This window comes from Cellvibrio fontiphilus, from assembly GCF_042646205.1.
In the GTDB taxonomy this organism is placed as follows: Bacteria; Pseudomonadota; Gammaproteobacteria; order Pseudomonadales; family Cellvibrionaceae; genus Cellvibrio; species Cellvibrio fontiphilus_A.
Map to the genome: position 1 here is coordinate 657765 of NZ_JBHRTF010000004.1, position 21644 is coordinate 679408.

Annotated in this window: 18 protein-coding genes; 10 read left to right on the top strand and 8 right to left on the bottom strand. The window is 48.9% G+C overall.

Annotation, left to right across the window (positions count from 1 at the left end):
• Positions 1–78: 78 nt before the first annotated feature.
• From ACFODX_RS11435 to ACFODX_RS11445, 3 genes are all read left to right on the top strand, one after another.
• On the top strand, positions 79–2976 hold the full coding sequence (locus tag ACFODX_RS11435) for a TonB-dependent receptor (RefSeq protein WP_378119181.1): 2898 nt from the start codon (positions 79–81) through the stop codon (positions 2974–2976).
• 249 nt (positions 2977–3225) lie between these two features.
• Positions 3226–4728 carry a tryptophan halogenase family protein gene (locus tag ACFODX_RS11440; protein ID WP_378119183.1) on the top strand — a complete coding sequence of 501 codons (1503 nt, stop codon included), beginning with the start codon at positions 3226–3228 and terminating at the stop codon, positions 4726–4728.
• On the top strand, positions 4721–6229 hold the full coding sequence (locus ACFODX_RS11445; protein WP_378119185.1) for a tryptophan halogenase family protein: 1509 nt from the start codon (positions 4721–4723) through the stop codon (positions 6227–6229). Before ACFODX_RS11440 ends, ACFODX_RS11445 begins: the two co-directional genes overlap by 8 nt.
• Positions 6230–6285: 56 nt before the next feature.
• Here the strand turns inward: ACFODX_RS11445 and ACFODX_RS11450 are convergent, their stop codons facing one another.
• Both ACFODX_RS11450 and ACFODX_RS11455 read right to left on the bottom strand, forming a co-directional pair.
• Complete coding sequence (locus tag ACFODX_RS11450; protein WP_378119187.1) at positions 6286–6576, bottom strand: type II toxin-antitoxin system RelE/ParE family toxin; 291 nt, start codon at positions 6574–6576, stop codon at positions 6286–6288.
• A gap of 20 nt (positions 6577–6596) precedes the next feature.
• Entirely contained in the window at positions 6597–6782 is a 186-nt protein-coding gene (locus ACFODX_RS11455) for a hypothetical protein (RefSeq protein WP_378119189.1), read from the bottom strand.
• 391 nt (positions 6783–7173) lie between these two features.
• On the opposite strand from ACFODX_RS11455, the gene ACFODX_RS11460 reads away from it, so the two are divergent.
• From ACFODX_RS11460 to ACFODX_RS11470, 3 genes are all read left to right on the top strand, one after another.
• Complete coding sequence (locus tag ACFODX_RS11460; RefSeq protein WP_378119191.1) at positions 7174–9540, top strand: family 43 glycosylhydrolase; 2367 nt, start codon at positions 7174–7176, stop codon at positions 9538–9540.
• 79 nt (positions 9541–9619) lie between these two features.
• Positions 9620–10216, top strand: a complete 597-nt coding sequence (locus tag ACFODX_RS11465; RefSeq protein WP_378119193.1) for a PEP-CTERM sorting domain-containing protein — start codon at positions 9620–9622, stop codon at positions 10214–10216.
• Positions 10217–10449: 233 nt separating this feature from the next.
• Positions 10450–12423: an alpha-amylase family protein gene (locus ACFODX_RS11470; protein WP_378119196.1), complete on the top strand. Its 1974-nt coding sequence runs from the start codon at positions 10450–10452 to the stop codon at positions 12421–12423.
• 117 nt (positions 12424–12540) lie between these two features.
• Here the strand turns inward: ACFODX_RS11470 and ACFODX_RS11475 are convergent, their stop codons facing one another.
• Together ACFODX_RS11475 and ACFODX_RS11480 are read right to left on the bottom strand one after the other, a co-directional pair.
• Positions 12541–12819 (bottom strand): hypothetical protein, encoded by a 279-nt coding sequence (locus ACFODX_RS11475; RefSeq protein ID WP_378119198.1) that lies wholly within the window; start codon positions 12817–12819, stop codon positions 12541–12543.
• 125 nt (positions 12820–12944) lie between these two features.
• Positions 12945–14027, bottom strand: coding sequence for an arabinan endo-1,5-alpha-L-arabinosidase (locus tag ACFODX_RS11480; RefSeq protein ID WP_378119200.1), 1083 nt, complete (start codon positions 14025–14027; stop codon positions 12945–12947).
• A 103-nt stretch (positions 14028–14130) separates the two neighbouring features.
• On the opposite strand from ACFODX_RS11480, the gene ACFODX_RS11485 reads away from it, so the two are divergent.
• The gene (locus tag ACFODX_RS11485; RefSeq protein WP_378119202.1) at positions 14131–15285 is read left to right on the top strand and encodes a glycoside hydrolase family 43 protein; all 1155 of its coding nucleotides are present in this window, start codon (positions 14131–14133) and stop codon (positions 15283–15285) included.
• A 90-nt stretch (positions 15286–15375) separates the two neighbouring features.
• The gene (locus ACFODX_RS11490; RefSeq protein ID WP_378119204.1) at positions 15376–16485 is read left to right on the top strand and encodes an aldose epimerase family protein; all 1110 of its coding nucleotides are present in this window, start codon (positions 15376–15378) and stop codon (positions 16483–16485) included.
• A 73-nt stretch (positions 16486–16558) separates the two neighbouring features.
• Here ACFODX_RS11490 and ACFODX_RS11495 read toward each other — a convergent pair whose 3' ends face one another.
• From ACFODX_RS11495 to ACFODX_RS11510, 4 genes are all read right to left on the bottom strand, one after another.
• Positions 16559–16900, bottom strand: a complete 342-nt coding sequence (locus ACFODX_RS11495) for a type II toxin-antitoxin system ChpB family toxin (protein WP_378119206.1) — start codon at positions 16898–16900, stop codon at positions 16559–16561.
• Positions 16900–17154 carry an AbrB/MazE/SpoVT family DNA-binding domain-containing protein gene (locus ACFODX_RS11500; RefSeq protein ID WP_378119208.1) on the bottom strand — a complete coding sequence of 85 codons (255 nt, stop codon included), beginning with the start codon at positions 17152–17154 and terminating at the stop codon, positions 16900–16902. The genes ACFODX_RS11495 and ACFODX_RS11500 overlap by 1 nt, the downstream gene beginning before the upstream one ends.
• A gap of 79 nt (positions 17155–17233) precedes the next feature.
• The gene (locus ACFODX_RS11505) at positions 17234–17611 is read right to left on the bottom strand and encodes a type II toxin-antitoxin system VapC family toxin (protein WP_378119210.1); all 378 of its coding nucleotides are present in this window, start codon (positions 17609–17611) and stop codon (positions 17234–17236) included.
• Entirely contained in the window at positions 17611–17847 is a 237-nt protein-coding gene (locus ACFODX_RS11510) for a type II toxin-antitoxin system Phd/YefM family antitoxin (RefSeq protein WP_378119211.1), read from the bottom strand. The genes ACFODX_RS11505 and ACFODX_RS11510 overlap by 1 nt, the downstream gene beginning before the upstream one ends.
• A gap of 258 nt (positions 17848–18105) precedes the next feature.
• Here ACFODX_RS11510 and ACFODX_RS11515 point away from each other — a divergent pair, with 258 nt between their 5' ends.
• Both ACFODX_RS11515 and ACFODX_RS11520 read left to right on the top strand, forming a co-directional pair.
• Positions 18106–19470, top strand: coding sequence for a family 43 glycosylhydrolase (locus tag ACFODX_RS11515; protein ID WP_378119213.1), 1365 nt, complete (start codon positions 18106–18108; stop codon positions 19468–19470).
• Positions 19471–19600: 130 nt separating this feature from the next.
• Entirely contained in the window at positions 19601–21550 is a 1950-nt protein-coding gene (locus ACFODX_RS11520) for a glycoside hydrolase family 97 protein (RefSeq protein WP_378119215.1), read from the top strand.
• Positions 21551–21644: the final 94 nt, after the last annotated feature.

Sequence of the window (21644 nt, forward strand, 5' to 3'; positions counted from 1 at the left end):
TTTCGGCTTCAGTTGTTCTACATTACAACCGGTTGCAAAGCATTTTTGTGACCAATAAAAACACATCGGGAGAGAGACATGAAACACAGTACATTGTTCAAGCCTGCCATTTTGTCGCTAGCAGTTGCAGCGGCCACCAGTGGATCGGGCGTGGTTTTGGCTCAGGAACAAACTAATCAGGCATCCTCTGACGTAGAAGAGGTGATGGTGACCGGTATCCGTGCGAGCTTGATGCGCGCCCAGTCTATGAAAATGGAAAACACCTCCATTTCCGAGGCGCTGGCTGCAGAAGATATTGGTAAGTTGCCAGATTCTTCCATCGCAGAATCTCTGGCGCGCCTGCCCGGTTTGGCGGGTGAGCGTAAAGGCGGCCGTGTAAGTGGTATTTCGGTGCGCGGTTTTAAAGAAGACTTCGTGGGCACCACCCTGAATGGCCGCGAGCTGTTGGGTATTGGTGACAACCGCGGTGCTGAATACGATTTGTATCCGTCAGAAATTATGTCTGGCGCGGTGATTTACAAATCCTCTGAGGCCAAATTAACCACCACCGGTATCGGCGGTACCGTTGACCTGCGCACTGCACGCCCACTGGATGTGTCGCCTACCGTGACCTTTAACGGTTCTTACGAAATGGCGACCCAGGGTTCAGATAACCCTGAATTTGACGACAACGGCAACCGCTACGCGGTAGGCTTCTCGCAAAAATTTGCCGATGACACCATCGGTTTGGCCATGGCTTACGCCTCTACCGAATCACCTACCAACCAGCGCAAATACGGCGTATGGGGCTATGAGAAAAACCAGGCCAGCGACCGTTACGTGCCCTCTGGTTTGGACATTATGGCCATTTCCTCAGTGTTGGAGCGCGACACTGTATCGGCCATTTTCCAATACCGCCCGAACGACGATTTGGACATTGTGGTTGATGCCCTGGACATCGATTACAGCGACTATGGCGTGATCCGCGGTTTCATCGAGCCCTTCTCGGTAGGCAGTGTAACTGCAGGTGCAGGTGCGTTTGACGCGACCGGTACTCAGGTCAACGCCAACCCGGTGTTGCGTACTGACCCCAAAGAAATTCTCGGCGACCTGCAAACTGTGGGCGTAAACCTCAAGTACAAACTGACCGATGTTTGGTCGGTACATTTGGATGTGGCTGACAGCGAATCCAGCAAAACTGACACCCGTGGTGAAAGTTACGCCGGTTTGGGCCGTTCAGGTTCATTGACCAATGCACAGCTGGGTTCTCGTACCTTTGAAATGAGCCAGGGCGGTGTGTTCTTTACCGGTATTTCCGGTATGGATTTCAGCGATTTCGACAGCATTAAACTGACTGGCCCGCAGGGCTGGGGCGGTTCTCTGGCGGCTGAGGCTGATGTATTTGCCTCTAACGTACCTAAAGCCGCAGGTGGTGGTGTTTACAACTACGAAAACGCGCAGGACGGCTTCCTCAACGCTGGTCGTTTTAATGAAGAGCTGACCACGGTGAAATTGGAATTGGCTGCCGAGTTGGATACCAGCTTCCTCACCGGTGTGACCTTTGGTGCTTATTTCAGCGACCGTGAAAAATCCAAAATCAACGATGGTTTCTTTGCTACCTCGCCAACCTACCCCTATGGCAATGGCACCGGCGTAGTGGATGAAGTTATCCCGGAAAAATACCGCTACGGTTTGGCTGACCTCACCTGGGCTGGTTTGGGTATGGTTGTCGCCTATGATGGCTTGGCTCCCTACAAAGACGGCTACTACTACCAGACTTCAGCGGCGACTCTGGAGCCGGATCGTTTGGGTGATAGCTATGTGGTTACTGAAGAAGTAACAACCCTCTATGTACAGGGCGATTTCAACACTGAGGTTGGTGGTATCAATGTGTCTGGTAATGCCGGTGTGCAAGTGGTGGATACCGACCAAAACTCTACCGGTTACATTGGTCTGGTGGATGAAACCTTCACCGTTGATCCTTCCCGCACTGCCGAAGGTGGCGCCAGCTACACCAAAGTGCTGCCCAGCTTGAACGTTAGTGCTGAAGTGGCTGAATCGCAGTTTGTGCGTTTCGGTGCATCCAAATCCATCAGCCGTGCACGTATCGACCAAATGAAAGCCTCTGGCTTCGTGAAGTACGACCAGAACATCGACATCCTGTTGTCTACCGATTACGAAGTGGATACTCCATGGTCCAAATTCCAGGGTGCACCTACCTTGCGTCCATTGGAATCTAACAACTTTGATCTGGCCTACGAAAAATACTTTGCAGAAGACGGTTATGTGTCTGTGACTTATTTCTACAAAGATCTGGTGAACTGGACTCGCGAAGGTCAGCAAGTTATCGACTTCACTAACGATGCAACCAATGGCGGCGCCAACTACTACATCCCGGCGTTCCACAACAAAACCGTACAAACTGACGGCACCTACGGCCCGAACGACGTGTTCCTGACCGCGGGTACTGTGGTTGCTCCAGCCCAGTTCCAAGGCTACTCATCATCCTTTGAAGACGGTTTGAAAGGTAATGTGGATGGTTGGGAATTGACGGCTAACGTTCCGCTGAATTTGGTAAGCGATATGTTGGACGGCTTTGGTTTTGCAGCCTCCAGCTCCTTTATCGATGCCAAGTTGGATGACGGCTCTGCGATCCCTGGTCAATCTGACGAAGTTCACTCCTTGACTGTTTACTACTCAATGGGTGGTTTTGAAGTGCGTGTAGCGGGAACTGATCGTAGTGACTTTGCTACTTACCAGCGCGGCGGCAGTAACAAAATTGAAAATGCCAACCGCAATGGCGTACAGCTGATCGACGCCCAAATCAGTTACGACTTCTCTGAGTCAGACATCGAATACCTGCACGGTTTGCGTGTTTCCCTGCAGGGCACCAACCTGACGGATGAAGATGAAGAAGACGTAAATGACCAAGGCTTGGTAAGTGCTCGTCGCGAGTTTGGTCCAACCTACATGATGAACGTAAACTACTCCTTCTAATCAATGTGGTAGTGAGTTTATTTTGGTAGTGATTTTATTGTGTTAGTTAGTCCAAAAACCTCACAGAGCAATCTGTGAGGTTTTTTTCTGTCTGCTCCCTAGGCAGCGTAAAAAGTTTTTATAAGTGTTAAATAAACGAGTGCAGGATAAGTTGTTCATTCGTTTTAAAAACAGCTATCTTAAACCAAGCAAACGCCCGTAAAACAAATCAAAAAACCGGCACAATCCTGATAAGGCCCTGTGAATACAATGAATAATCCCATCAAAAAAATTGTTATCGCCGGCGGCGGCACCGCCGGTTGGATGAGTGCAGCGCTGTTAAAAAAAGTGCTGCAGCAACGGGTGGACATTGAACTGGTTGAGTCGGAAGAAATCGGCATTATTGGTGTAGGCGAAGCGACTATTCCCCCCATTCAAACCTTCAATTCAGTGCTGGGTTTGAATGAGCCCGAATTTTTGCGCGAGACTAACGCCACTATCAAAATGGCGATTCGTTTTGATAACTGGAAACAACAAGGCCACAGTTACTACCATACCTTTGGTGCGCCGGGAGCCACGATTGGTTTCAGCCCCTTCCAACATGCCTGGTTGCGTGGTCGCAGCTTGGGCTTGGATAAATCCATTTGGGAATACGATTTAAATTATCTCTGCTGTGAAGCGGGGGTGTTTGGTAAGTTCGATTCCAAAGATAGTTTTTATCAAGTGCCTTACGCCTACCATTTTGATTCGGCACTTTACGGCCGCTATCTGCGTAAACTCAGTGAGCAGGCCGGCGTAAAACGTACAGAAGGAAAAATTGCATCAGTAAAGCTCAACCCTGACTCGGGTTTTGTGGAATCACTGCGCATGGAGAATGGCAGTGAAATCAATGGCGATATTTTTATCGATTGCAGTGGAATGCGCGGCCTGTTAATTCAAGGTGCACTGCACACCGGTTATGAAGATTGGAGCCACTGGCTGCCAGCGGATCGCGCCTTGGCGGTGCCCTCGGAACGGTTTGAAAAAACCTTGCCGTATACTCGCTCGATTGCGCACAAAGTGGGTTGGCAGTGGCGCATTCCGCTCACCCATCGCAATGGCAATGGGTTGGTCTACAGCTCGCAATATTTAAGTGATGACGAAGCCTGCAGTACCTTGCTGAATAATTTGGATTCCACTGCACTGGCAGAACCCAAACCCATAAAATTCAAAACAGGCCGCACCTTGCAGCAGTGGAATAAAAATGTGATTGCAGTGGGTTTGTCCAGCGGCTTTTTGGAGCCTCTGGAATCCACCAGTATTCATTTAATTCAATCGGCCATAGTGCGTTTGATGAAACACTTCCCCAACGCCGGCATCAGTCAGGCACAGGTAGATGAATACAATCGCGATTCAAAACACGAATACGAAACCGTGCGCGATTTTATTATTTTGCACTATCGCCTTACCGAGCGCGATGACAGTGAATTCTGGCGCTACCTGCGCAACATGCCCATCCCCGATCGCCTTGCACATAAAATGGCGCTCTTCCGCGATACAGGTACAGTGATGAATGATCCGGGCGATATTTTTCTGGATTCGTCCTGGTTACAAGTCATGATGGGGCAGGGCATTATGCCGCGCGATTATCACCCCAGTGCGGATATTCCGGCAGCAAATGAATTGCAACAAATGCTTGAGCGCATCGCCACCGCCAAACGCAAACCGCTGGAGCAATTGCCAACACACGATGCGTTTTTGCAGCAATACACCGGAGTGAAAAAAAGTGGATAAGCCACTGCGTATTGTGATTTTAGGGGGCGGCACGGCGGGCTGGATGGCGGCCAATTTATTTGCCAAACGCTGGACGCCGGCGCAGGTGCAAATCACGCTCATGGAATCACCGGAAATTCCAATTATTGGTGTGGGTGAAGGATCAACCCCTTCACTCAAACGCTTCTTTCATTATTTGGAATTGCCAGAGCAAGAGTGGATGCCCCAGTGCCACGCCACCTACAAAGCCAATATTCGTTTTGTTGATTGGAGCCCGGCGTCTGGTATCAATAATTATTCACACCCCTTTTATTCCCAGCCCGATGTATTTAACGAGCGTGCATTTTTTACCAACTGCCGCACGCGGCGTTTAGGCTTGGATGTGATCACCGACCCGGAAAAATTTTTTATCAACGGCGAATTGGCGCGGCAGGGTAAAGTGCCTATTGCACCGGCCAATTTTCCGTTTCAAATGGAATACGGTTACCATTTTGATTCGCAATTACTCGGGCGTTATTTAGCGGGAGTTGCCAGCAGCCGCGGTGTTATTCACCATCAAGCCAAACTGGCGGAAGTTCTGCGCAATGATCGCGGTGAAATTACCGCGCTGCAAACGGAGGCGGGCGATTTAATTGCCGGCGATTTTTTCATCGACTGCACTGGTTTTGCCTCTTTGCTCATGCAAAAAGCATTGGCGGTGCCGTTTAATTCTTATCAGCATCAATTATTTAACGACAGCGCCGTGGTTATGCCCACGGCAGCTATAACTAACCCGCCCGTGGAAACCCGCTCAACGGCATTAAGTGCCGGTTGGTGCTGGCAAATTCCGCTTGCCCATCGCACGGGTAATGGCTATGTCTACAGCAGCCAATTTATCAGCGCCGATCAAGCCGAGGCAGAATTTCGCGCGCATATAGGTATGGTTGAATCTGCGCAGGAATGTCGCCATTTAAAAATGCGGGTTGGACAATTGGCGCAACACTGGTCGCACAATTGTATTGGTTTGGGTTTGTCGCAGGGTTTTATCGAACCGCTGGAAGCCACGGCATTGCATTTGGTGCAGCTCACCATTGAAGCGCTAATGGATGCACTGGATCAGCACCAATTTACGTGCGCCGGTCGCGATGACTTTAATCGCAAAGTGAATAATCATTTTGAAGGTGTGCGCGATTACATCATCGCCCACTACAAATTAAATACCCGCGGTGTGAATAATGCCTTCGGCAGCGATTACTGGCGCGCTAACCGCGAGAATAAACACTTGCCTGAATCACTGCTGCAAATTCTGGATGTCTGGTATCGCTGCGGTGATCTGGATGCAGAACTGGCTCAGCGCAAAATAAAACCCGCTTTTAATTCTGCCTCCTGGCACTGCCTACTCGCCGGCTACGGCGCATTTCCTCCGCTCGCGGCCAATCAGCCCGGTCAACATAAAGGCGACCTTTATTACGAAGGAAAAGTGAAAGATTTTGTAGAAGGTTGTGCAATGAATTTTCCGCTGCAGGCGGAAGTGTTGAAGTGAAGTGGTGGGAATAAAAAGGCACGAAATTATTTGAACTGATATAGCAAGCTAGCGCTTTATACAATCAAATTTTCCAGATTGCGGCTTCCATGCACCACCATCACTATTTCTATTTGTTTTGTTGTTACACGGTAAACAATTCGATAATCCTGAAAAAGTAGCTCACGAATATCGGATTGTTGAGCTTCAGGCATAATTCTGCCGCTTAGGGGAAACTCGGGCAGGTGGCGTGTGGCTTTTAACAGTCGTGCGGCAAATACTGGTGCGTATGAAGCATTGTCTTTGGCAATGTAAGCTTGGATATCTTCCAGATCCATCACCGCCCTTGCGGACCAAATAACCTTCATCCTTGTTCTTGTCCTTAAAATTAATTGTTAGTAATTAGGAATTTCTGTTCAACTTCTTCTTGGGTGTAGGTTCTTCCTTCATCCAGGTCGCTTAGTCCTTCTGCTAATTTTTGACGCACATAAAGCGAGTAAATAGCATCCGTTAACGTTGCTTGTTCTGGAAGCTGGTCAGCAACTTCATGGATGATTTGTTTGAGTGTTTGCATATTGTTGCCCTACAAGTCGTACATCTTTCGCACAGTCTCTCAATTTGCATCCTTGTACGCAACCAGCCGGTATAAGTGGCTGCGGCGATTTATTCTTATTCTTTTTTTGGTCTTGAATCCGCTCTAAAAACCCCTTCCCTTAAAAACCATAAATTATAAGATAATAATAAATTATTATTGATAGTTGTTTTCGCCCGTGACACACTGATCCAGCTATAAAAATAAAGCTTTTATATCGTTTTACCCAAAAACCTCCTTTTTTGTACAGATAACAAGCAGTTTTTTACTGGCGATTTATTCGCTGGTGGGGTTTCTGTACGCCTGGTTTTTGGTTTTGTCTGACATAAGAGCGAAATAATCATAATGACTTATTTAGACTGGAGAGAAACCGATGAAATTGATCCGACCCCAATCCCGGCGTTTGGCGGCCTTGTTGGCTTCGGCCTGTGCGCTGGGTAGTTTGTTAACCGGTATGACTGCGCAGGCGCAGTTGGCGCCGGTCACTGCCCCCAGCTTTTTAAATGCGTCAGTACATGACCCTTCGGTGATTCGTGTAAATAGCGATTACTACGTGTTTGGCTCGCATTTGGCGGCGGCCAAGTCGCCGGATTTGCTCAAGTGGACATCGATTGCCGATGGCGTTAGCCCGCAAAACCCGCTGTTTACCAATGTGGTTACCGAGTTGGCAGCGACCTTTAGTTGGGCGGAGAGCAATACCCTGTGGGCGGCAGATGTTATCCAGCTCGCCGATGGCAAGTTCTACATGTATTACAACGCCTGTCGCGGCGATGCACCGCGTTCAGCCATGGGGCTGGCGGTGGCGGATTCAGTGGAAGGGCCTTATGTGGATAAAGGCATTTTCCTCAAGTCCGGCATGTGGGGTTTGCCCAGTGAGGACGGCACTATCTATGACGCGCGCAAACACCCTAACGCGGTTGACCCGGATACCTTCTACGATGCCCAAGGCAATTTGTGGATGATTTACGGCTCTTATTCCGGCGGTATTTTTATTCTCAAACTCGACCCGCAAACCGGAAAGCCTCTGCCCAACCAGGGTTATGGCAAACACTTAATGGGCGGCAATCACAGCCGGATTGAAGGCGCTTATGTGCTCTACAGCCCGCACACCAATTACTACTATATGTTCACCTCCTTTGGTGGCTTGGATGCCGTAGGTGGTTACAACATGCGTGTAGCGCGTGCGACGGCGCCGGACGGCCCTTACTACGATGCCCAGGGCAACAATATGGCGACGGTGAAATCCAACCCGGCTTTGCCAATTTTTGACGATGCGAGCATCGCGCCCTTTGGTGTAAAAATCATGGGCAATTTTTTGTTTGAACGTAAGTTGGGTGAAGTGGGCACCGGCATAGGTACAGGTTATGTATCGCCCGGCCACAACTCCGCGTATTACGATGCGGCCAGTGGAAAATATTTTTTAATTTTCCACAGCCGTTTCCCCGCGCGCGGTGAGGCCCATGAAATTCGCGTGCATCAATTGTTTATGAATGCCGATGGTTGGCCAGTGGTTGCGCCTTATCGCTATGCCAATGAAACACTCGGCACTGTGCGCCGTGATTTTGTGGTGGGTGATTATTTGCTGGTGAATCATGGCAAAGATATTTCGGCCGCGATTAAAAAATCCCAATACATTAGCTTGAATACCAATGGCACAGTGACTGGCGCAGCGACGGGCAGTTGGTTATTGGTGGGTGATAATCAGGTAGAAATTAATTTAACCGGTGCACCAACTTTCAGAGGGGTATTGGTAAACCAGTGGGATGAAACCGCAAAAGCCTACACTCTGACCTTCTCGGCGTTATCCAATCAAGGTGTGGCGATTTACGGCAGCAAATTATTAAAGCGCACGGATTTGCAAATCGTGAATGCCATCAAAGCCGAATTAACCCTGGGCGATACCTCGGCCGTTACTAACAATATGAGTTTGCCCACCGAGGGTGCACGCAACGCCAGTATTAGTTGGGTCTCGTCCAACCCCGCCGTAGTGAGCACCACGGGTGTTGCCACTCGGCCGGAAAATGGTGCGGGCGATGCAATGGTCACACTCACCGCCAGTATCAAAAAAGGCACAACAATCGCCACCAAAAGTTTTGTGGTGGTGGTGCGTGAAAAATCCATGGGTGGATTAATTGCGCACTATGCGTTTGATAATAATTTGGCTGACTCCACCGGTGTGTTAGCGGCGGGCACTGTGAGCGGTGCGCGCATCGATTGGCTGGGCGGCAACCTCAGTTACACCAGCGGTGTAAAAGGTGCGGCTGCCGTGTTTGATGGCAATACCGGTGTGCGTTTGCCCAACGGCATTATCAGCAGCAACAAATACACAGTGTCGCTGTGGTTAAAGCCCGCAGAATTGACTGCCTTTACCACTACCTTCTTTGGTGCACGCACCGGTGATGCCTGGATCAGTCTGCTGCCCATGGGCCACGGTTGGGTAAACGGCAACACCATGCTTTGGTCGGGCACCGCTTGGTACGACGCGGGCTTGGGTATGAATATTCCGGTTAACCAATGGTCGCACCTGGCCTTTAGTGTGAATAACGGCGCGCTCAATGTGTATGTGAATGGCGTGAAAAAATTCAGCGGCGTTAACTTCCCGAATATTTTCACTAACGCCAATGGCATTTTTTCGCTCGGTGTTAACTGGTGGGATATTCCCTACAAAGGCGCTATGGATGATTTGCGAATTTATGAAACCAACCTGAGCGATACCCAAATCCAAAGCCTGGCATTTTAATCCCTGAACATTCATAAGCCTTGGGTGATAAATCCGCAGTGCGGTTTATCACCCGCGCTTCACATTAGGTAACTACAACATGAGTAACAAATTCAAAACAATTATCACCAGTTTATTACTGATACTGATGGTGCAATCCTCCAGCGCAGCCGTTATTGATTTTGATGATTTGGGCGATGAATCCTTCGCACAAATCAGCGATGGTTACGCCGGTTTTAATTGGAATGTGATTGGCGCCTTGGCCGGTGGCGATTACCCCGGCACCGGTTTGGATGCGGCGGTAGTCTCCGGCAGCAACATCGCGTTTAATGCCTACGGTGCCTGGTCATCCATCGATTTGGCGGGTGCCGGTACATTTGATGTTATCGGCGCCTGGTTCGGTTCGTATTTTTTTGAACAAGAACTGGCGTTTGAAGGCTGGTTGGATGGTGTGTTGGTCTACTCATCACAGGATAGTTTTCAGGTTTCCCCCAATGGCCCGACGTGGGTGCAATTGGATTGGGCTGGTATAGACCAATTATTTATCTACAACAGCCTTGCCGATTGGGGTGTCAGCTGGGGTATGGATGATTTCACTGTAGAGATTCATCGCCCAGCCCATGTGCCTGAAGCCTCCGCCTTGGTATTGCTGTTACTGGGCGGCTTGGGCGTAGGTTTGCTGCGCCGCCGCGTGTAATCTGCTGACTAACATTTTCAGTGTTAATTAAAAAGTTATAAAGTTTTCGCTTTTGAAAAATAAAAAACGCCAGCCAGTCAATAACTGCGCTGGCGTTTTTATTGGTGCCAAGTCTCCCGCGTTTGGGGCGGCAATCTCTGTTGCCCTGTCTATACTGATTCAAGTGCTAACTTGCTGCGTCAAATAAAAAGTCTGCAATAGCCGCTGTATAAATTTATAGTCGGGACGACACTATGAGCCAATATAAACACATGCCCACCAACAACCCCCATAACCCAACCAACGAAAGCAAAAAATGTTTAACCCGTATTCTGGCGGCTATCGATTTATCCTTTTTGAACAAAACGGATCACAAATTATTTTTGTCCCGCGTGGAGCAGCATTTTCCCAGCCTGTTTGACTTGTTATTGCAGGTCTATGACAAACACTACGATTTGCATTATCACCTGCAGCAATTAGTGGAAACCCTCGCCAGTAATTTTTCCCAGCGCAAAGCGCGCCTGAAAAAGAAAGACAAACAGCGCTTGGCAGACCCGCTCTGGCACAAATCCGAACAGATGCTGGGCATGGCCTGTTACGTCGATTTAATGGCCGGCGATCTGGCCGGCTTGCTTGAAAAAATTCCCTACTTTAAAGAATTGGGCCTGACCTATTTGCATTTGATGCCGCTGTATAAATCCCCCGAGGGTGATAGCGATGGTGGCTACGCGGTATCGGATTATCGCTGCGTGAACCCCACCTTGGGCACCACCAAGGATTTGCAGCGTCTGGCTGAAGCCTTAAGTGATGAAGGTATCAGCCTGGTGTTGGATTTTGTGTTCAACCATACGGCGGATGACCACGCTTGGGCTAAAGCGGCGCGCGCGGGCGACAGTGAATATCAGGATTATTATTTAATGTTTGATGATCGCCGTATGCCCGATCAATACGATGCAACCCTGCGTGAAATTTTCCCCAGTGTGCGCCGTGGCAGTTTTAGTTATTTACCCGATATCGATAAATGGGTCTGGACAACCTTTAATAATTTCCAGTGGGATCTCAATTACGGCAACCCGGCAGTATTCCGCGCGATTGTGGATGAAATGTTATTCCTCGCTAATCTCGGTTGCGATTCGCTGCGGCTCGATGCGCTGGCGTTTATTTGGAAAGACTTGGGCACAGTGTGTGAAAATCGCCCCAAAGCCCACGCGCTGATCAAAGCCTTTAATAGCTGTTTGCAAATTGTCGCACCGGCAGTGGTGTTTAAATCCGAAGCCATTGTGCACCCGGACGAGGTGGTCAAATACATCGCACCTAACGAATGCCAGCTCTCTTACAACCCGCTATTAATGGCACTGCTGTGGAATAGTTTGGCCACCCAAAAAACACGTTTGATTACCCAGAGTTTAAGTCACCGTTTTGAAATTAATCCGCATTGCAGTTGGGTAAATTACGTGCGCTGTCACGATGACATTGGCTGGACATTTGATGATGGCGACGCCGCCCATTTGGGCATTAACGGTTACAACCACCGTTTGTTTTTAAATCAGTTTTACACCGGCCGTTTTGAAGGTTCATTTGCACTGGGCTTGGGGTTTCAGGAGAACCCGGAAAATGGCGATTGCCGTGTGTGTGGTTCACTCGCATCACTCGCTGGTTTACAGCAAGCGCTGGAGCGCAATTCACCGGAATTAATTGCTTTGGCAATCAAACGCATCCTGCTGTTAAACAGCGTGATTTTAAGCATCGGTGGTGTGCCGTTACTCTACGCAGGCGATGAACTGGCAATGCTCAATGATTACAGCTTCCAGGCCGACCCACACAAAGTGCATGACGCACGCTGGGTAAATCGCCCGCTTATCACCCAGGAGGCATTAAACCTCGCGCACCAAACCGGCACGCCACAATATGCGGTAAATGTAGGCCTGCGCAAATTGATTGCGGCGCGTAAAAAACATCCGGTATTTGGCAATGCCAGTACACAAATTTTGCGCACCGGTAATGATCACTGTTTTGCGTATTTACGCATGGCAGAAAATGGCGAGCGCTTATTGGCAATCTGTAATTTCAGTGCGCTGGAGCAATCTATCAGTGCCGATATTTTGCATAACCTATTACCTGCGCGCGAAGTGACAGATTTAATCGAACACAACCCCTTTGTTATTGATTTCAGCAAGCCCATTAAGCTCGGCGCCTATCAAGTCATTTGGTTGTATTTGAAAGTGTAATTAAAGGCGTAGTTAATGGTGTTGTTTATCGTGTAATTGCAGCGGGTGACGCTGAGCCACAATAAAAAACCGGTGCTTTTTTCGCACCGGTTTTTTTTATTAATTAAGGCTAATTTTTTACTGGTTCATCTGCCGCCGTTGCAGCAAATCCGCGATAGGATCAGCAGAATTTAATTGCGCATCAATCAAATCCGCTTGGGCACGGGTCTGGTGCAGTAGCGACATTAACAAACGCACTTCGTCGTACATATCGCCATGGGTTTCGTTACACAAACGCCGGCCCATCTCCTGCGCCAGCCGCATCAACTCCGCCAACTCCCGCGCCGTTTCCCCCTGCTCCTCCCGCAACCATTTTGCATGGCTCGCGGCATCTTGATTTGGTTTGCCCGGTTTCATAAATACCCCCACTGAAATATCCAGTCCTTCACAACCTAAAAGACTAGACCTTTCAGCAGGGGTAAACAAAGAGTTAAAACTAATAACCAGTGGGGACTAGGGTTAAAAAGTTATTAACCAAACCACTATTTCACCCGCTTGCTTTGATAAGTTTCCAGCTCTTTGGGGTCAACCATTGGCCAGCCTTCTTTGTCCCAGCTGATATTCATGATTTTTAATTTCTGCAGGTATTTATCGGCGGTTTCGTAGGCGTGCAGGACTAAATACTCTTTACCGTCCCACGAATAAGCGCTGTTATGGCCGAGGCCGATCCAGTTTTTATTACCGAGTAATAACAGGCTGCCACCGCCTTGGTTCATGTCGCGGCCGGCGCGGTCAAGGTAGGGGCCGGTGACGTTTTTGGAGCGGCCTACTACCAAGTGATAGGTGGAGTCCTTGCCTTTGCAGCAGAGTCCCCAGCTGGCAAATAAATAGTAGTAATCGCCTTTGCGCAGAATAAATGGCGCTTCAATTTCACCGGGGCCGGCGTTAGCCTCGGTGCCGGCAGGCACTTGGTCACGGCGCGCAATGCTGTGCCATTCCTGTGGTTCGGCGGGGCGGGTGAGGTCGCTATTTAATTTGAAGATTTTTAACCCACTCCAAAAAGAACCGAAGCTCATCCAGGCTTGGCCTTCTTCATCAAAAATAACGGCGGCGTCTATCGCGTTCCAGTTGTCGCGGTTGGGCACAGACTGAATCACTATGCCTTTATCTTCCCAGCGGTAATCAGGTGATTTTGGGTCCAGCGTCTTATTAACCGTAACGCCTATCGCCGAGGTGTTTTTGCCAAAGGCAGACACTGAGTAATACAAATAAAATTGGCCGTTATGTTCGACAACATCCGGCGCCCAGAGGTGGCCATTAAATCCGGGGGCGACTGATTTTGCCCACGTGGGTTGGTCGGCAAAAGCGCGGTCGGAAAAGGTCCAATTGATCTTGTCTTTGGAGCTGTAAATGGTGATGCCGGGGCCAGTGCTGAACAGATACCAGGTGTCGCCTTCACGCGCCATTGCCGGGTCGTGCACATCGACTTGTTTGGCCTGGGTGACACCCGCCGCCAGAAGCAGGGCAGCGCTGCACACTAAGCCAGTTATGGTAAGGCGCAGGCGGGTTGTCGTCCGCTGGAAAAGATTGCGGTGAAAAAGGTTGGGGAGGCTTGTGTTTACCATAGTTAACTCTCTTATAGGTCGATTTCTCTCAATATGTAATATAATATTATTCCATCAAGAATAACAGTTAACCGGTGTAAAGCCGTGCACAGGAGAATCATCCATGAATATTCAGTCGCAAGCATTCCCGCTTTTGTCTCTCCACCGTTTGCGTATCGCGTTGTTGGCTTTGGGCAGTACTTTATTGGTTGCTTGTGGTGAACCCGGTGCGCCAGCAAACACGTCAGATGCTGCCGCCAGTAAGTCAGCAGCTGCAAGTGCGCCGCAAACGGCGAGTGAAATTAACGCGGAAGTCCCAACCGATGTACCGGCTGCGCTAGTGCCCCAGCGTGCTGACCCACATATTTATCGCACTGAGTCCGGACATTATTACTTTATTGCAACGGCGCCGAATTTTGATCGCATCCAATTGCGCAGTGCGAGTTCGCTGCAGGGCATAGCCACGGCAGAAGAAGTCACTGTGTGGGAGAAACGCGAGTCCGGCCCCATGAGCGAAAATATTTGGGCGCCGGAAATTCATCGTTTTAACAATACCTGGTACATCTATTTTGCGGCGGGTGAAAAAGGTGTGGGCGGCAGCATTCGCATGTATGTGCTCGCCAATGAGTCTGCCGATCCAATGCAAGGTGAATGGAAAGAGCTGGGTTTGGTAAAAACCGCGCGCGATTCTTTCTCGCTCGATGCCACGGTATTTGAGCACAAGGGTCAGCGCTATTTAGTCTGGGCGCAGCGCGACCCAGAGGGCACCATGAACTCTGCGCTTTATTTGGCGACACTGGATTCGCCCACCCAGGTGGGTGAGCTGGAAGTGGAAATTACTCGCCCGACATTGGATTGGGAAATTCAGGGTTACAAGGTGAATGAAGGTGCGGCGGTAATTATTCGCAATGGCAAAATTTTTATCAGTTACTCCGCGAGTGCCACTGACCATCGCTACGCCGTTGGTTTGGTTTGGGCCGATGTGGATGCCAATTTGCTGGATAAAAATTCCTGGCAAAAATCACCCACACCGATTTTTTTCACTAACGAAAAATTAAAACGTTTTGGCCCCGGCCATAACAGTTTTACGCTGGCAGATGATGGTAAAACCGATGTGCTGGTATATCATGCGCGCAATTATATGGCGCTGCAGGGTTCGCCTTTGTCTGACCCCAATCGCCACACCTATATTCGCCCGCTGGAATGGACTGCAGAAGGCTTCCCTGATTTTGGTCAGGACAAACCCGATGCACCCCTGCCAACAAACCCTGCGCCCTGAGCGCAGGGGGTTGAATCCCAACTTACCATGCCTAACGCATCCACCACTGAAACAATTAACAAGCCTGCAACTGCAGTTAAGACAGCACCTATGACAACATCCATTACAACTACAGAAAATACATCGGCAAATAACGCGATTAGCCAAAAATTATTTGGCACTACACCCGCTGGTGAAGCGGTTACTGAATTTACGCTGACCAATAACCTTGGCAGCAAGATTAAAATTATCACGCTGGGTGGCATCATTACCGAGTGGCATATGCGCGATAAAAAAGGCGCTCTGGCCGATGTGGTATTAGGTTTTGATTCGCTTGACCCCTATTTAAAAGTTGGCCCTTATTTTGGTGCAATTATTGGTCGTGTGGGCAACCGCATTGCCAATGCGCAATTTACCTTGGACGGGGAGACTTACCAATTAACCGCCAACAACGGCACCAATAATCTGCACGGCGGCCCTCAAGGGTTTGATAAAAAAGTGTGGAGTGCAACCACCGCACAAGACGCCAATGGCCCGATGCTGAAATTGCATTTATTAAGTGAAGACGGCGATCAGGGTTTCCCCGGTAATTTGAACGTGACTGTGACTTATCAATTTACCCATAAGGATGAATTGATTGTGGATTGTGTTGCCACTACCGATAAAGCCACACCGGTCAACCTCACCCAGCACAGTTATTTTAATTTGGCGGGTATTGGTACTGAAGCTGGCGCCACTATTCTCAACCACAAAGCGCAAATTTTTGCCGATCATATTAACGCGGTAAACCAAGCGGCAATTCCGGTAGGTGAGCCCATGCCAGTTGCTGGAACGCCGTTTGATTTCCGTGCGCCGCGTTTAATCGGTGAATTTATTAATGCGGATCACGAACAAATCCACAACGGCCTTGGTTACGATCATAATTTTATTATTAACCAAAAAACCTACAAAGAATTAACTCTGGCCGCACGCGTTGAAGAAGAAACGTCAGGCCGCGTACTGGAGGTATTTACCAAAGAGCCGGGCGTGCAGTTTTACTCCGGTAACTTTTTGGATGGTTCACTAACCGGTAAAGGTGTCACCTACCAAAAACGCAGCGGTTTTTGCCTGGAGCCACAGCACCACCCGGATTCTATCAACCAGCCACAATTCCCCTCGATTGTGCTGCGCCCTGGTGAGCAATATAAAACCCGCACCATTTTTAAATTGTCAGTTAAGTAAATTGTTGCTCGCATAAAAAAACGCCCTGCACTGAAAAGTGCAGGGCGTTTTTGTTGGTGATATGAGGTTTATATTATTCAATAATCGCCATCAAAATCGCTGTAACTTCATCGATTATTATCTGCGGAGCCTTTTCAATTTTGACTGCTTTGCGTGCAACAAGGTCGAGTGACTTAACGCCATTAACTAAAACTACGCCTTGGGTTTCTGTACCACTGCCAATTAATGGCACAGCAAAGCCTTCAATACGAGCGAAGTTTCCGCCTTGGGTTATTGGGGCGATTAGGGTTAAACCGAGTTTATTGAAGGCTTTGGGCGAGAGCACCAAGCAGGGGCGAAAATCGCCTTGGGTTTCTTTACCTTCGGTTGGGTTTAAACAAACGCGAACGATATCTCCTTTATCAAATACTGGCATTAAATTTCATTCCCTGTTGGTTTGATTTTTTCCCAAGCATCCAGCTCCTTATTTTTAGGCGCGTTTGGATTGCATTTATTTAATAGCTCGTCGAGTGTGTATTTGGGCTTTGTATTGGTGGGTTTGATGACGATGTAATTATCCACCACAGAAAGGTCTACGCTATCGCCCTCGCGAAGCTTCAATTCCTTGAGTAGGCTGGAGGGAATAATGGCTCCAGCGGAATTGCCGATTTTTCTGATCTGGGTGAGCATGGCTATCTCCGTTATTACAGTGTTGCTACAGTGTTTCACGGTGATTAATGGGTGTCAACAAAGTTATAACAAGTGCTGATTACACTAAATCAACCAGCTCGGAATACTTTGTTAGCTGTATATCTGCCGTCAGTAGTCGCAATGGTTCGCAGGTGGCTTGTGCAACCAGCATTCGATCAAATGGGTCGCGATGAATATCAGGTAATTGTGCGGCTTGTTTTGCGTGCGCTGCCGAAATGGGGAGTTCGATGAAGCCGTTGGGTTTGATGCTGTCGATAAGCTCTTCGATATTAGCCTCCAACTTGCCGGTAGCAATTTTAATTCCCGCCTCCCAGATGGAGGCGCTGCTGATATAAACCGCTGTTGCATTTTTGATGGTGTCCTTTGCGCTAGCAGAAAGCCTGGGGCTATCGGTTAGCCACCATAAGTAGATATGGGTGTCCAATAAAATACGCATTAATTTCCCTCAAAGGCATCCACAATTTCATCTGGTAGTGGTGCATCAAAATCCTCGGCGATTTTAATTTTTCCTTTTAGCGAACCGGGCTTGCGGGGGGGCGGTGCATTTTCAATGGCGACCAGCTCGGCTACCGGTTTTCCGGCTTTGGCAATAATTACCCGTTCACCCTGGGAAGCGGCTTCTATTAGCTTGGAAAACTGGGTTTTTGCATCGTGAATGTTGATTGTCTGCATGGCGCGTTGCTCATAGTTTAATCGGGTGGACTAATGTTAGTCCTTTATCGGATGTGTTTACAACCAAAAGCCCATTTGCAGATTTTACCCAGTGATTTTGATTGCCCGGTCACCGTTGTTACCCATCTACCCCACAAGTGTAAAGACCCCCTAAAGCGCTTGGCCTGAAAGTGAGTTTATGGGTAAAATCAAATTGTCTTATAATATTAAGACAATACCATTAATAACCCTGCTAACAATAACGAACAGGTGATCACTATGTACAAGCAACTTCTGGCCGGTGTCGGCCTTTGGCTTTGCAGCTTGGCGGCTTCGGCCATTACGCTTTCCGGATTGACCAATTCCCATGATCCGGGCGCGATTATTAAGGATGGTAATACCTACTTTCATTTCACTACGGGCACCGGTATTTGGTACTCCACATCGACCAACCTCACCACCTGGACGGGTGGCCCAGCGCCGGTATTTAGCACTTACCCCAGCTGGATTTACAGCAAAATCCCGGGTTTCACAGGCTCCTTCTGGGCGCCGGATGTGATCCACATGAACGGCTACTACTACCTCTATTACTCGGTATCCACCTTTGGCACGTCGGTGTCGGCGATTGGTGTGGCGCGCAGCGCATCGCTCACCTCGCCCAGCTGGCAAGACCTGGGTGTGGTGGTGGAGTCCTGGGGTGGCAGCAGTGAAATTAATGCGATTGACCCGGCGCTGTACCGCGATCACGACGGCAAGGTGTACATGAGTTACGGTTCATTTTTTGGCGGCATCGGCCTTGCTGAAATTAACCAGAGCACCGGCAAATTAAATGGCAGTGTGACCAAAGTTTACGGTGGCAATCACGCCGATATTGAAGCGCCTTATATTTCGCGCAATGGCGATTATTACTACCTGTTCATTAATCGCGGCGCTTGCTGCCAAGGTTCCAATAGCACTTATTACGTGCAGGTTGCGCGCTCAACCTCTATTTACGGCCCTTACACCGATGTGCGCACACTGCTGCCGAATGTGGATGGAAAATACAAAGGCCCCGGCCATATTGGTTTGTTAAAACAGGACGGCTGTAATTACACCTCCATTCACTATTACGACCTGAACGATAACGGCAATGCCAAGTTAGACCTTTTAAAAATGACTTACAGCAACGGCTGGCCAACACTGACCCGCAATTTTTCAATCGCCAGTTGTGGTGGAGTGAGTGATGGTTTGTATCGCATCACCGCGCGTCACAGTAACAAGGATCTATTGCCCGCCGCTAAATCCTCCGCCAATGGCGCGATGATCCAGCAAGAGACTTGGAATTCCTATCGCGCACAACAGTGGTATGTGATTAACCAGGGCACGGGTTATTACAGCCTGATCAACGCAGGTAGTTTGAAAAGTTTGGATGTGTACAACAATTCCACAGCCGCGGGCGCCAATATTTCGCAGTGGGATTATTGGGGTGGGGCAGGGCAGAAGTGGAGCCTGACCAATAGCAGTGGTTATTACACCATTCGCTCGCAGCTGAGTAATTTACCACTCGACGTGTTGAATTTAAGCACGGCTAACGGTGCACAAATTATTCAGTGGAATGCAACAGGGGCAACCAATCAGCAATTTACCCTGACGCGCCTGAAATAAATAAACCTAGGTTGGAAGAGCGCAGCGACTTCCGACACCTGATGTGAAGTAAGGCCTTCCGACAGTTTTTTAAAAGCAGTCGGAAGGCGCTGTGTTTTTCCAACCGACAAAATATAAATGGAGTGTTTTAATGAAAAAAATAGCCAGTGTGTTGCTTGTGACGGGCGTGAGTGTGTTGGGTGCTGCCTGCAGTCAAAAGGCGCCAGAAACCCTTGCCAGTCCCGATGGTAACCTGAGTGTGAAGGTGTTTGTTACCGAGCAAAATACACTGGCTTATTCGGTGGATCGCGCGGCGCAGCCGGTGCTTCTGCCATCAGATTTAGGTTTGCAATTAACCGCTGCAGATTTCACCCAGGGTGTTGCTATTGAGTCGCGTTCAGCCATCACTCCGGTGAGTGATGAGTACAGCTTGCGTGTTGGCAAAAAAAGTAAGATTCACTACAGCGCCAATGAGCAAACGTTTTCTATCCTGAATGCACAGCAACAAAAGTTAATTCTGACCTTTCGTGTATCGGATGATGGCGTTGCCTTTCGCTATGCGGTGAATGACCCATCCATCAAACGCAAAGAATTTGTGAAAGAAACCACCAGTTTCCAACTGCCAGAAACGGCGCGCGCCTGGTTGCAACCTATGTCGGTTTCACAAACCGGTTGGAGTAATACCAACCCCTCCTATGAAGAGCATTACCAAATGGATATCCCGGTGGGTACACCATCCACCCTGGGAGCAGGTTGGGCATTTCCCGCGTTATTTAACAACGGCGATAACTGGATTCTTCTGTCGGAAGTAGGAGTAAACCGCGATTGGCACGCCTCGCGTTTGCATCACGAATCCCCCAAGGGTGAATATCAGATTGCCACACCACAAGCACCGGAAATTTATATCGCACCCAATGGCGAAAAAGGCGCACTGCTTGCCAATAGCAATGGTGATTTAATTTCCCCCTGGCGCATTCTCGCGATAGGCGATTTGCCGCGCATTATGGAATCCACACTAGGCACCGATGTTGCCGAGCCTGCAATTGCGCTGGATAAAAATATTATCCAACCCGGTCACTCCTCCTGGAGCTGGGCGATTTTAAAAGATGATTTCACCACCTTTGAGGTGCAGAAAAAATTTATCGACTACGCCGCCGAGATGCACTGGGACTACACCTTGATTGATGCCGATTGGGATAAAAAAATCGGCATGGAAAAATTGAAAGAATTGGTTGAGTACGCCGCGCAGAAAAATATTGGCATTCTGGTGTGGTACAACTCATCGGGCAGTTGGAATGAAACCCCCTACAGCCCTAAAAGCGAATTGCTCACTCATGAGCAGCGCCAAGCGGTATTTGCGCAGTTGAAAGCTATTGGTGTAAAGGGTTTAAAAATCGATTTTTTTGCCGGTGATGGGCAATCCATGATGGCCTATTACCACGACATTATGGCGGATGCAGCGGCCCATGGTTTGTTGCTGAACTTTCACGGTGCCACTCTGCCACGCGGATGGCAGCGCACTTATCCCAATTTAATGACGATGGAGTCTATCAAAGGTTTTGAATTTACCACCTTTACCCAGGAAAACCAGGATCCGGTGGCCGCACACGTTGTAATGTCATTATTTGCGCGCAATGTGTTTGATCCAATGGATTACACGCCCATGGCCTTTGGCGATATTCCCAATATTAAACGGGTCACTGAAAATTCATTTGAGTTGGCCGAAGCTGTGCTCATGATTTCCGGCATCCAACACTTTGCCGAAATTCCCGAAGGCATGGCCACTGCACCGGAATATGTAAAAGCCTTTTTGCAAGAATTGCCGCGCGAGTGGGACGAGGTGAAGTTTATTGACGGTTTCCCCGGAAAGTACGCCGTGATTGCGCGCCGTGCGGGTGAGGTTTGGTATGTCGCTGGTATTAATGCGGAAAAAGAAAATAAAACCTTGAATCTGGATTTAGGGTTTATCGGTGACAAAACCGGCATTGTGATTGCGAGTGGCGACAGCGAGCGCAGTTTTATACAACAAGAAATTAATAGCAAAACCCCATACACAATTACCCTGCGGCCAAGTGCAGGCTTTGTGATGGCGTTGAAATAAGGTTCAACGTAGGTTGGAAGAGCGCAGCGACTTCCGACAAATAAACACAGATTGGTTTCCGACAAATAAACACAGATTGGTTTCCGACAAATAA